We start from the raw sequence: 13467 nt of genomic DNA, 5'->3' as shown, positions 1-13467 counted from the left end.
AACGCCAAGGTACGCGGAGTTAGATGAAGTATTATCCGTAAACAGAACTACTCTGGTTGTAGTAATTTATAAAAACCCTCATTTATCCTTCAGCACCATGCAGGTTTATTGCAGTAAACAACACACAAATCTTGACAGTAATCGGTTTTGCACAACGTGCGGTGAAACATTGCCTCTGGCTGTTGGGCAAGTTGTGAATCAACGCTATCAAATTATACGTCAGCTAGGACAAGGCGGTTTTGGACGGACTTATTTAGCGGAAGATAAGCAAAAAGCTCATCAAGTGTGCGTGCTGAAGGAATTTGCGCCCCAAGTCCAAGCACAACAGGATTTACAAAAAGCTAAGGAATTATTTGAGAGAGAAGCAAATGTACTGAAAAAACTCCAACATTCGCAAATTCCCCAGTTTCATGCTTCTTTACAGGTGCAGATAGGTAGTAAAGATTTTTTCTTTCTGGTGCAAGATTATATCGAGGGTGATAATTATTGCCAGTTATTAGAACAACGTCAAACTTTTAGTGAAGAAGAAATCATTCTGCTGCTGCAACAGATTTTACCTGTGTTGTCTTACATCCACTCCAAAGATGTTGTACATCGTGATATCTCACCGGATAATTTAATTTGGCGGCGTTCTGACAATTTACCTGTGTTGATTGATTTTGGTGGTGTGAAGCAATTACCAGCATCCCAAGGGTTTTGGTTCACGAAGTTAGCTGTGAATCACACGCTATTAGGTAAAAAAGGCTACGCACCGGAAGAACAGATTCGTCAAGGGAAAGTATTTCTCAGCAGTGATTTATATTCTTTGGCGGTGACGATACTCGTATTATTGACAGGGAAGGAACCGCAAAAATTATACGACAGCTATCAAGGGCTATGGTATTGGGGTAAGGAAATTCGGGTTAGCCCCAAATTAGAATCTATATTGAAAAAAATGCTGGCTTATAAACCAAGCGATCGCTATCAAACAGCCGAGCAAGTTCTCAAAGATTTACCATCGCCAGCTGTGACTAAACCAAGTAACCCTTATATTACCAAACTGAAGACTCAGATAGTCTCGCCGGGACAAAAACGCGCTAACGCAATTGTCAGTAGAATTCATCAAAGAACTCAAGCTGTGAGCCGCGTGTTACCTGTACCTATGTGGTTACGTCCTTTTGCTGTGAGTATGCTGGGGACAGCCATAGTTGGTTTAACAGTTGCTGGAACTTTGGCAGCGGTAAATGCTGTAGTCAGAGGTATAACATCTATTACCATACCTTCTATATCATTGCCCACAATGCCATCATTACCTAATCCTCTGGCTCAACCAGTCAGCAACAAAGGAAATGGGGATGTGCTGGCGCGTCGTCAAGAGTTGGAAATCTCCGAAGTCTTCTTCATCCGTATGGTAGACGCTTTGTTTTACAGTCAAAAGCCGGAAATGCAAGGGCGCACCATCACATCAAAATCGGAAGATAAGGCTTTGCGCGATGAGTGGTTGAGAATTGGTGATGGCTTGTTGGATAAACTAGAACAGGCTGAACTTAGCGCCGCCGCACGTAAAAAAATGGGAAGCTACAGTCAAAAAGATTACGAAAGATGGAGACTGCAAGCGAGAACGGGAAAGTTAGGTGACTATACAATGAGTCAGTTGAACAAAGAGACAAATCAAAAATTTGCTGAGTTATTTCCCGGAAAGCAGGGAGAGAAACAGAACCAACAAACTTACGGTCAAATTTGGTATGCGATCGCGGCTGATAAAGTGAGTAAAATACAATCGAACAATTAATTAGGGTGCAAGAATTATGAGTGAGGAGACTAGACACACGCAAAGACAAGGGAAACAACAAATGACCCATGACTAAATTCTATTGCTCTAAAGGTCATGAAAATCCCACAGGTAGTCGGTTTTGTCTCCAGTGTGGCGAGAATTTGCAAAATTTACCTGTTAGTAATGGTATTCAAGCTGGTTTAACTTTAAGCGATCGCTATGTCATTGTCCGTCAAATCGGGCAAGGTGGATTTGGACGCACTTATTTAGCTGAAGATATCAACCGCTTCCGCGAACCTTGTGTTTTAAAAGAATTTTCTCCCCAAGTGCAAACAGCTTACGTTTTACAAAAAGCGGAAGAACTATTTCAGCGTGAAGCTAGTGTTCTCTACAAATTGCAACATCCCCAAATTCCTCGTTTTCGGGAACTGTTTCGCACAAATTTGCAAGGGAAGGAATACCTGTTTTTAGTGCAAGATTATGTAGAGGGACAGACATATAATTCTTTATTAAATACCCGCAAACAGCAAGGTCTACGGTTTACAGAAGCAGAAGTACGGCAACTATTACAGCAGATATTGCCAGTTTTAGAATATGTCCACTCCCAAGATGTAATTCATCGAGATATTTCACCAGATAATTTAATTTTACGCACTGCTGACCAACTGCCGATATTAATTGACTTTGGTGGTGTGAAACAAGTAGTCGCCACAGTTGCTTCTCAATACTACCAACCAGGTGCAGCAGCAACGCCCGCACCGACTTTATTGGGTAAAATCGGTTTTGCACCATCAGAACAAATGCAAACTGGCGCAGTATCTCCTCATAGTGACTTGTATGCTTTGGCAGTCACGATATTAGTATTATTAACAGGTAAACAACCGCAAGAATTATTAGATAACTACACTCTGGCTTGGAAATGGCAGCAAGACGCTAGTGTGAGTCCGATGTTAGCACAGGTGTTAAATAAAATGTTAGCGCCTCGTCCGAGCGATCGCTATCAATCGGCTAGTCAAGTTTTACACGCACTTAACCCAACACCAATTCAATATCCTGTAACTCAAGCGCCCGTCATACCTCAGCCGGAAACCTCAGCTACTTTTGCAGTCGCACCCTCTCCGGCAATTAACCCAACACAACCCCGGCCTTTCTCCCCATCCCCCGCACCTATTCCCCAAGCCAAAAGTCGGTGGACAACAACTAAAACCTTTGCAGCAACATTAGCGGTATTTGGTGTGATTGGGGTATTGTGGTTAGGAACAAATCGGAATAGGAATATTAGTGGTGGGAATGATATTGACCCCACACCAACACCAAGCGTTACCCAACCCGTTGATGTTTCCGAGAATTATTCCCCAGAAGAAAAGCAACGCAAAGAAAAATTAAGCGATCGCCGTCAAGAGTTGGGAATTGAGCAAAGCTTTTATGTAGACTTAGTGAATCAAATCTTTTGGCGGAGAAATCCTAGCTTACAAGGGCGCACCATCACCAATAAACCAGAAGATGAAAGTTTACGGGCGGCTTGGGATAAAACGGCGGATGAATTGTTAAGTAAAGTTTCAGTTCTCAGTAATCAATCACGACGGCAACTTGGAAAGTATACCGCAGCCGATCGCGATCGCTGGAAAGCTGCTGTAAATAAAATTAACGTTGGTAGTCGCGCTTTATATGATTTAGGTGATGTCGCCTTTTACCGCATATTTCCCGAACAGCGTGGACGAGATTTTATGAAGGAACCCATCGGGCAAGTTTGGCATGGGTTTGTTAATGATCAACTTAGTGCTATCGTCAATGGGAATGCTTTTGCCAAGATTGTTTTTGATATAGGCGCGACAAGTGAAACAGTCAGTGGAACACTCAAACCAGGGAATGGTAAAGTTTTCATCGCTGGACTGGCTAAAGGGCAAACCTTAGACTTAAATCTGACAGCGAGTAACAAAGTTTTGCTATCAGTTTATTCCCCTTCCGGCAAAATCAGACTTTTAGAAGACTCGACAAAACGCACTTTAACCGCAGAATTACCAGAAAAGGGATACTATGAGTTTGCGATCGCTTCTACAGCCACAACGTCAGTAGATTATCAACTTACTATCGCCGCAGAAAATCCCATTCCTGTGGAAACACCCACACCCACACCCACAGACAAACCAATAGAAACGCCCACGCCGATAGACACACCAACAGAAACACCTACACCTGCGGGAACAGAACAGTAACTTTCATAGAGGCTAGGTGGAGGAACAGAACCAAACATCATCAAGACTGTTACCTGTCACCTATCACCTGTTCCCTACTATAAGTCAGTCAAACGACTCCACTCATTCCAAGAGCCGTCGTAATTGCGAACATTTGGATAGCCTAGTAAATACTTTAAAACAAACCAAGTGTATCCAGAACGTCCACCGATCGCACAATAAGGAAAAATTTCTTTATCAGGTGTAATACCTTGGCTGGTATAAAGATTTTTTAATTCGGTGAATGATTTAAAAGTGCCATCCTCATTAAGTGTCAGGATATGCTCAAGATGAACTGCACCAGGGATATGTCCAGTGCGTTGATTGTTTTTTGGTGGTTGATTAAAAAACCACTCACCAGAGTATTCTTGAATTGTACGGACATCTAACAAAATGCGTTCCTGTTGATTAATCGCTGCTTGGACTTCAGGATGTAATACTCTTAGACTATCATCAGGCGCTTGAGTATGGTAATCAGTGGGTGGAAATGTAGATAACTCAGTTGCAAGTGGACGATTTTCAGATTTCCATTTTTGATAGCCGCCATTGAGAACTCGGACATTATCATGACCAAAGACTTTTAACAACCAAAAAATCCAGCCACCGATGCCGGGATAATTGCCATAAGCAACAACTGTTGTATTATTGGTAATACCTGAGCGTGCCATAAGTTTAGCAAAAGCGATCGCATCTAAATTAGTTTTGAAATCTGGTAGCAGTAAGTCCGTAAAAATATGCCAAAATACAGCACCCGGTATATGAGCATTTTTGTAAGGCTCTGGACTTACATCCACTTCAATAATACGAACATTTGAATCATGGAGATGATCTGCTAACCACTGGGTATCAACTAGAACTGAAGGATCAGCGTAATCAGAATTTATAGTCATAGTAAAGTTATCCAAAAAGATCAACACTGAATCTGACTACAGCTAAGATAAATCAGGTGATGATCATGCTTCTAGACCTCGAAAGTGTACAATTAGCCTATGGTTGCTTTACACGCTTTATTTCGGGCAATTGCTCAAGCTAAAGATGAACAAACATTGCGATCGCATATATCCGCAGAAATGAGTCAGTATTTTACAGCTACAAGGTGCGGGCTATTTTTCTTTCATCAAACTCATCTGATTGACAAAGCAATACTAATTGCCTTATCACCCCAATACAACCCAGTTGCACGTTACTTACTAGAACACCACGCCCCAGTTCACGAAGCCTTAGTAGTTGAACCAAAAACATGGAAATTGATTTGTCCCCGTCCTGATCACTATCATGTTATGGCTGGGCCAATTGTCAGCACTGGTAAATTAGTAGGTGCATTAGGTTTTACCCGTCAACAAGACATACCTGCATTCGATTCGCAAAATCTTACAGATTTGAGTGCGATTTGTCTGCACATTTCCACTTGGGTAACAATGACTCAAGCCCAACATCCGCCTTTACAAACAGCAGGTTTAACTTCTAGAGAAGTGGAAATTGCCACACTAGTGGCGCGAGGGTGTAGAAACGCAGAAATTAGTCGTGAACTTTGGATTACAGAAAACTCTGTTAAGCAAGCTTTAAAAAGAATGTTCCGCAAGCTAGAAGTTTCATCTCGCACGCAAATGTTGGCCAAGCTTTCTACAGTTGCACAGTCCCAACAATTGCCGAAATGGTAATTATAATTTACATCATGGAAATATAAATTCTGGTATTTCTTTAGATAAATTAAGAAATAGTAAATATTGATAAATCTCAAAATTTGTAGTGTTCAGATCCCCGACTTTTTAAAGAAGTCGGGGATCTCGCACATTAAACCTTAAATAGCATACACCAACAAACTGTATTCCGTAATTTACTAGTTATATGACAAATAAATATTTGTTTATAAATAGCATAAGAAATAGTGAATTAACCTGTTAACGGTCTTAACTGTCTGATTTGATTTAGTTTAGTAATCTTAACTGTCTTAACTCTCTGATTATTAGACTTATTTCCTGATTTGTAAATTTAATTAAAGCAGCAAATAGCTGTTTAGTATATTGACAAACAAAAATTCATTGAATAGCATTGTGGCATGTTATCGCATTTGATTTTTACCAAAATCAAGATAAATTGACTGCTTCTTTATTGTTCCCTATGTCTACGATTGATTCAGGAAATCAACCTGAACAATAAATCAAAACGCACCAAATTTGTTAGGATATTGCGGAAATATAGCAAGTCTAAAATAAGGCTTTGATGTATATTAAACAGCTTCTAAAAAGTCACCAGATTTTAGACGTGCTTTAAAAATTGCTCTGTAGGAATCCGATTTGATTTCTGAAGATATAAATATTGCTTGCTGAAAGCAAGTGACTTTAGCATGGCTCATCAGAAGTTCAAAAGAGTGGAAATTATGCACCCTTTTGAGCTTGAATTTGACGTATGTTTTCAGAAATCAAATCGGGTTTCTAAAGTGAAACTCGTAACTAAAATTATCAAAATTTTGGAGTTAAAAAATGACAGCTACCGCAACAATTAGTAATCTATACATTGCCCAAAATCAGTGGGGAGGCTCATCTGCACCTTGGAATCCAGGTGGCGCATGGGTAATTGGAGCTAGATCAAATCAGCGTGTTGTTGCACTTAAAGTTACCTCCAGCGACAATGGCAAAACACTGAATGGAACTATGACTTATGCAGGTGAAGGCCCCATCGGTTTTAGAGGTACTTTAACTACCAGCGACACCTACAAAGTAGAAAATCAGTGGGGAGGCTCATCTGCACCTTGGAACCCAGGTGGTAATTGGATACTCGGCTGTCGGGGAAATCAAAATGTTGTGGCGATTGATATTACCTCCAACGACGGCGGTAATACCTTGAATGGAACCATAACTTATGCAGGTGAAGGCCCCATCGGCTTTAAAAGTGCTGCTGCAAATGGTAGTGTCTATACCGTAGAAAACCAATGGGGTGGTGCTTCTGCACCTTGGAACCCAGGTGGTACTTGGGCGCTTGGTTGTCGAGACAATCAAAACGTTGTGGCAATTAATGTTACATCTAATGATGGTGGCAAAACCTTAACTGGAACTAACACTTATGCAGGTGAAGGCCCCATCGGTTTTAGAGGCAACCTTTTAGGTAGTAATAACTATACAGTAGAAAACCAATGGGGCGGTGCTTCTGCACCCTGGAATGCAGGTGGGACTTGGGTAATTGGTTGTCGTGCAGGACAAAATGCAGTGGCAATTAATGTTACATCCAATGATGGTGGCAAAACCTTCACCGGAACCATGACCTACGCAGGTGAAGGCCCAATTGGTTTCCGCGCCACCAAAATTTAAAAAGGCGATCGCGCACAAAGGTTAGTATAGTCAGTTAAGTAGGGTAGGCGATCGCATTAGCATCACGCACCCTACTTGACTAGTACTGGTTCTTGCTTAGGTAACGTAGAGGCTGTGAGCGGATCGTAGCCTAATTGTTGAGTAATTCGTTGTCTAGCTAAAACCCGGTACTCCCAAAAATGTTCTCCCGCCGCGCATAGTCCTAAATACATATTCAGAACCTGCGGTTTTGTCAGTATAATTGCCCAGAGTTGTTGCCAAAACTGCACACGAATTTCTGGTTGACGCAAGCCCTGAAGCCAGATTAACTGCACAACCAGCCGTAATGCCTTTCCTGGAGACAATTGCATAGTTTGTTTTCGCTGGGCGAGGGAACCAAGACTCAGACATTGCTGAAAACAGCGTCTGAGATAGTTTCTGGGTTCATATAAAGTCCATAAGCCTTCTACATATTCTCTGGCAATTTCATCAATGGAGCGTGTGGGGATGAAATTCATTAAGGTATTCTGATCTCCTACTTCAGTTCCACCAATACCCTTACTCTCTAACAAACGCTGCTCTTTTTGCAGACGGTTCCATAAAGCAGTGTTGGGCAAAGCTTGAAGAATGCCCAACATTGGTTGAGGAATATTGGTTTGTTCGACAAAAGCTTGTATTTTTTCTCCTGCGCCTGGGCGTTCTCCATCAAAACCGAGGATAAACCCTGCATAGATGAGTATTCCGGCTTGATTAATTTTTTCACAGGCTTGCACAAGAGGACTACGAGTATTTTGCACTTTTTGTGTTAAGTGCAAACTTTCTTGGTCAGGAGTTTCTATACCGAGAAAAACTGCATAGAAACCTGCTTCATTCATTAATTGCAACAGTTCTTCATCTTCGGCTAAATTCACAGAAGCTTCAGTGATGAATGTGAAGGGATAGGAGTGCTGTTTCATCCAAGGAATCAACTCCCGCAAAAAACGTTTAACGTTCCGTTGATTGCCAATAAAGTTATCGTCCACGATAAACAGTGACCCTCGCCAGCCTAAATCATACAGAACTTGTAACTCAGCAATGGTTTGCTGAGGCTCTTTTGTGCGTGGTTTGCGACCGTAGAGTGTGATAATATCGCAAAACTCGCAATTAAAGGGGCAGCCGCGAGAAAACTGGATAGCCATCATTAAGTAAGCATCCCGTTTTAGCAAGTCAAAACGGGGCATTGGGCTTTGGCTGACATCAGGTTTTTCCAGAGAGCGAAATATCCCCTGTTCTTGACCTTGATTGAGGGCTGTTAAAAATTGAGGAATAGTTAATTCCCCTTCATCTAAAATTAAATAATGCGCTCCAGAGTCCAAAGCATCTTGTGGAATAGATGTTGGGTAAGGGCCACCCACGGCTACTTTTTTACCTAAGCGCACCGCTTTTTGAATCAGGGCGTGAAAATCTGGTTTCTGCACTAGCATTGCCGACAAGATGACGATATCGCACCACTCCCAATCAGCTTCTGTTTCCAGAGTGACATTGCGATCGCAAAATCTAATTTCCCATTCTTGGGGTAGCAGTGCTGCAACTGTGATAATTCCCAGTGGCGGTAAAACGGCTTTAAGTCCGGCGATTTCCATGAAGCGATCATAAGACCAAAAGGACTGGGGAAACTGAGGGTAGAGCAATAATGCTTTCATAAAATCCTTGTTGCAAAACTTCTGCTATCTCCGACTCCCATCAATAGCCAACATAAGCCGTTCGGGAACTGATTTGTTGCTCCAAACAAATTAACGCCTAATATCTGCACTACAAGTTAGGTATATAGGCATGATAAAAATAATCAAAGCCTTAATTTGTTTGAGTCTTTTAAATTAGCAATACATCTGTCATAAGATTTGAAATATCTTCGTACTAAATGAATCAACAAAGACACTTTTAAAGAATACAACTCATAAGGCTTTTCTTCTCTCTGTCTAAAGTAAGAACAAACTGAAATTCCTAGTCCGTAGGCGGAATATTAATTAAAATCAGATTGAATTGAAGAAGAATTCAGAAGTCAAAATCAAGAATATCTCCTAGAATCTAATTCTAAATTCTCACTCCTAACTCCTGAATTCTATTTTGACAAAACCAATATTGCCAGACTTCGCACCTTGTCAAACTATTGTTTTTTCGCTTCTGGTTTTTGATATTTACCTGGATACTTTCTTTGATAATAGTCTTGCATAATTTCTAAAATCATCGGGGCGGCGATCGCACCACCACCACCACCAGAATGTTCTGCAAAAGCGACAATTAACATTTCTGGGTTATCGGCTGGCGTATATGCACCAAACCAAGCATGATTTTGCTTGACGCGATTTTTCCAAGCTTCTGCTGTGCCACTTTTGCCAGCCACAGGGGGAATTGTGGGTTTATTTAAAACCTTACCCGTACCTTCAGAAACAACTTTACGCAGTCCATCGCGGAGAATTTTAATGGTTGTCGGCTTCATATTTAAAGATTCACGCCAACTTTTAGCATCTTCATTATCTTTGAGTAAATGCGGCTGGACTCGATAGCCGCCGTTAGCTGGAACTGCAAACATAATCGCCACTTGCAAAGGTGTGGTTTGTAAAGCACCTTGACCAATAGACATATTAATTGTGTCGCCGACAGTCCAGGGAATTTTCCAAGCTTTTTGCTTCCAGTTTTCATCGGGGACTAAACCTTTGGTTTCTTCTGAGGCGAACTCAAAGCCTGTTCTTTGACCAAATCCATACTTGCGAGTCCATTCAATTAAAGTCGGGCCGCCAACACCTCTACCTATTTGATAAAAGAAAGTATCACTACTCCATTGCATCGCTCCGACAAATCCTAAAGGCCCAAATCCTGCATGATTCCACTCACCAAATCTGGTTCCGCCAATGGTTAAGGAACCATAGGTTTGTAAGACGGTACTGGGAGAAAATTTCCCTGATTCCAGCCCCGCAGTTGTCGTGACAATTTTAAAAGTACTGGCGGGGGGAAAGGCGCTGAGGGCGCGATTAACCAGGGGATGGTCTTCACCTTGGACAGATTCCCAATCTTTTTGTGTGAGTTTTTGTTTAGAAAAGATATTGGGGTCAAAGGTGGGATGAGAAACTAAAGCTAAAACTGCACCATTTTTTGGGTTAATCGCCACAATCGCACCATCGCGATCGCCCAAGGCTTTTTCTGCGGCTTTCTGTATATCTACATCTAAGGTCAAATGCAGGTCATTCCCGGCTTTAGCTTGTTTTTCTCCTAACACCCGCAACGGTCGCCCAGCCCCATCGACTTCTACCTGTTGACCGCCCCACTCACCCCGCAATAATTTCTCATAGGCCTTTTCAACTCCCATCTGACCAATGACATCACCTAAGCGATAGCCTTCTTGTTTTCTTTCTGTTAACTGTTCAGCAGTTAATTCTCTGGTATAACCCAGTACATGAGCGAGGGCTGTACCGTGGGGATAGTAACGAACCGCTTCCGTATGAACTTCTACCTCTGGTAGTTCGTTTTCATACTCTTTCATCGCTGTGACTTGTGCTTCATTCAAGTCACGGGCAATTCTAATTAAAGAAGATGAATATGCACCAGCTTCATCTAGCTTTTTTTCGATGTCTGCTTGGGTAATATCTAAAATACTGGCTAACCTTGGCCCAACAATTGGCCAAGAGGGTTTAGTATGTGCCATCGGCCAAAGATACACAGAACGAGGATAACGCGTACTAGCCAAAAGTTTGCCATTGCGGTCAAAAATATTGCCGCGTTCTGGTTGTTTAGCAATTACCCGAATACGGTTAGATTCGGCGCGTTTGCGGTGCATATCCCCCTCAACAATTTGTAAATATGCTAACCGCACCCCGATGCCTGTTAACATTGAGAGGGTAAATAGCATTAAAAATACCGACTGAAAATTGCGTCCGACTGTACGTGTATTTTTTTTGCCTCCCAGCGGAGATGAGTGTAATACTGCCATAATAAAGATTCAGTGTATTGATAAGTACTATATGTATACAATTGGTCTGAGCTTGTACCGGGTATTACTGTAAATCACAATAATTTTTTGTATATAGTTTTACTCATTTAAGTAAAACTATACTGCTAATTAAGTTTATCAACAATTATTGCAATTAATCATTCACAACGTCCATAGCAACCCTAAATTATTCTTGAGGATAAAATTCTCGATTCTCCACTCTGGCTATAAATGTTTACGCGGCTGGGATATTTGAATACAATGATTTCATTCAAAGATTCGCAGATATATCAATGGACTGGATTACGCTACTGCGATCGCTACAGTCTGATTTTATTCAAAGGTTAACATCCGGTTCGCTGCTTCATTGCGAAACAGAAGGTCAATATAGCGAATTAATTATAATCTCTGGAGAAAGATTAAAGATTCTCCGCGATTTTTGCTGGCTGATGGCGGAAAAATATAAGCGAGTTTCGCCAGTGCGGGACGTTTTTATCAGCTATCTCAAAGGTAAATTAGGTGAGGAAGTTGTCAAAGAACGTTTGGCTGATTTAATTACCGAAGTTGATTATGAAAAACGCTTCGGTGGTGACGGTAAGATTGATTTCACCCTTACTACTAACCCATCAGTCGGCATTGAAGTCAAATCTCGGCATGGTAGCCTTGATAAAGTCAGATGGTCTGTCAGTTCCGAAGAAGTAGAAAAAAATGCAGTGATAGTCTGCATCTTAATTCAAGAAGAAGTACACGAAGCTCAATCAGAGTATCACCTTTTTTTAGCTGGGTTTCTACCGACGCGGATGATTAAACTCAAAACAGGAAGAATCGCTTTCGGGATAGAACAATTATTATATGGTAGTGGTTTACGTTGCTATTTAGAACAGTATCAATCCACCATTAGTTACAACTTAGTAAAGCCAGAGGATAATCACAAATCACCGAGTTTTTTATCGCCGAATAATTCTCAGTTAATTTCACCTAAATCATCAGTTAATCAAGCTGAAAAATTATTAATATATCCCCAAGAAAATGATTATATAAAACTAGGACATAATTGCTTAGTTAAGGGAGAATATACAGATGCGATCGCTCACTATAGCCAAGCCTTAAAATTATATCAAAATGATGCAGAAATTTATTATCAGCGAGGTTTAAGCTATTATCAGTTAGGCGATTATGCAGAAGCGATCGCCGATTATTCTCAAGCCATTCAAATTAATCTCAATGATGCTAAATTCTATATCAAGCGAGGTTTAGCCAATTATCAATTAGGAGATTATATCGCAGCCATTGATGATTATACCCAAGCTATCAGACTCAATCCTAATATGGCGGTTGCTTATAAAAACCGCGCCGATGCTCGTTCTCATCTAGGAGATAATCAAGGTGCAATCGAAGATTATACGCAAGCACTTAAAATAAATCCTAATTATGCCATAACTTATAAAAACCGGGGAATGTCACGTTATTTTTTAGGATATCAGCAAAGCTTTACTAAAGCCATCAAAATAAATCCTCAGGATGCGATTGCTTATAAAAATCGTGGTAATGCACGTGCTGATATAGGTGATTATGAAGGTGCAATTGATGATTATACTCAAGTAATTGCCATTAACCCTCATGATGCCCATGCTTATTATAATCGCGGCAACGCTCGTTATGATATGGGCGATAATGCCGGAGCTTTTGAAGATTATACTCAGGCAATAAAAATTAATCCTAATTATGCTGATGCTTATTACAACCGGGGCAATGTGCAATCAGAAATCGGAGATCAACAAGAAGCAATTGCTGATTTCCAAAAAGCTGTAGAACTTTATCGTAAAGAAGGTAAATTAGATGCTCTCAAAGATGCGCGAGGGCGAGTTTTAGATTTGCAAATTGAAGAATCATTAGATATTTTAAATTTCTAAATTCTTTTCTTGCATAATTCTCTATTGACACATTCTTGCTTACGCGAGCTTCGGCGATTGGAGTCCACTGTTACAAACGACCAATTCAGATGAAGTTATGAGTATTTTAATCCGCCAAATCTTGATGTAGCATCTAGATACCAGACTTTTTGGAAAAGTCGGGCATGTGAACACCACAACAAAAAATTTCTCAAAATGCGCGGATGGGTAGGTGTACAAAATCGCCCTTGAGCAACAATGGCTGGATTCCTTGGAGTACAAGCTTTTGCAGAAAAAATTAATTAAAATCATCCGCGCACCTTACACAGTCTAT

8 protein-coding genes are annotated in these 13467 nt (G+C 40.9%); 5 read left to right on the top strand and 3 right to left on the bottom strand.

The window, feature by feature from the left end:
* The first annotated feature begins 97 nt into the window (after window positions 1–97).
* Window positions 98–1771, top strand: coding sequence for a serine/threonine-protein kinase (locus tag NOS7107_RS13835; protein ID WP_015113598.1), 1674 nt, complete (start codon window positions 98–100; stop codon window positions 1769–1771).
* 68 nt (window positions 1772–1839) lie between these two features.
* Window positions 1840–3969, top strand: coding sequence for a serine/threonine-protein kinase (locus NOS7107_RS13830; RefSeq protein ID WP_015113597.1), 2130 nt, complete (start codon window positions 1840–1842; stop codon window positions 3967–3969).
* 77 nt (window positions 3970–4046) lie between these two features.
* Here NOS7107_RS13830 and NOS7107_RS13825 read toward each other — a convergent pair whose 3' ends face one another.
* Complete coding sequence (locus tag NOS7107_RS13825) at window positions 4047–4877, bottom strand: sulfurtransferase (RefSeq protein WP_015113596.1); 831 nt, start codon at window positions 4875–4877, stop codon at window positions 4047–4049.
* A 99-nt stretch (window positions 4878–4976) separates the two neighbouring features.
* Here NOS7107_RS13825 and NOS7107_RS13820 point away from each other — a divergent pair, with 99 nt between their 5' ends.
* Entirely contained in the window at window positions 4977–5648 is a 672-nt protein-coding gene (locus tag NOS7107_RS13820; RefSeq protein ID WP_015113595.1) for a LuxR C-terminal-related transcriptional regulator, read from the top strand.
* An 822-nt stretch (window positions 5649–6470) separates the two neighbouring features.
* Complete coding sequence (locus tag NOS7107_RS13815) at window positions 6471–7295, top strand: hypothetical protein (RefSeq protein ID WP_015113594.1); 825 nt, start codon at window positions 6471–6473, stop codon at window positions 7293–7295.
* 71 nt (window positions 7296–7366) lie between these two features.
* Here the strand turns inward: NOS7107_RS13815 and NOS7107_RS13810 are convergent, their stop codons facing one another.
* Together NOS7107_RS13810 and mrdA are read right to left on the bottom strand one after the other, a co-directional pair.
* Entirely contained in the window at window positions 7367–8956 is a 1590-nt protein-coding gene (locus tag NOS7107_RS13810; RefSeq protein WP_015113593.1) for a B12-binding domain-containing radical SAM protein, read from the bottom strand.
* Between the two features lie 464 nt (window positions 8957–9420).
* Window positions 9421–11241, bottom strand: coding sequence for a penicillin-binding protein 2 (gene mrdA / locus NOS7107_RS13805; protein WP_015113592.1), 1821 nt, complete (start codon window positions 11239–11241; stop codon window positions 9421–9423).
* Between the two features lie 293 nt (window positions 11242–11534).
* Here mrdA and NOS7107_RS13800 point away from each other — a divergent pair, with 293 nt between their 5' ends.
* The gene (locus NOS7107_RS13800) at window positions 11535–13154 is read left to right on the top strand and encodes a tetratricopeptide repeat protein (protein ID WP_015113591.1); all 1620 of its coding nucleotides are present in this window, start codon (window positions 11535–11537) and stop codon (window positions 13152–13154) included.
* The last annotated feature ends 313 nt before the right edge of the window (window positions 13155–13467 follow it).

Origin of the sequence: Nostoc sp. PCC 7107, from assembly GCF_000316625.1 — a bacterium.
GTDB lineage: Bacteria > Cyanobacteriota > Cyanobacteriia > Cyanobacteriales > Nostocaceae > Nostoc_B.
This window is presented reverse-complemented; position numbering and strand designations above follow the sequence as displayed.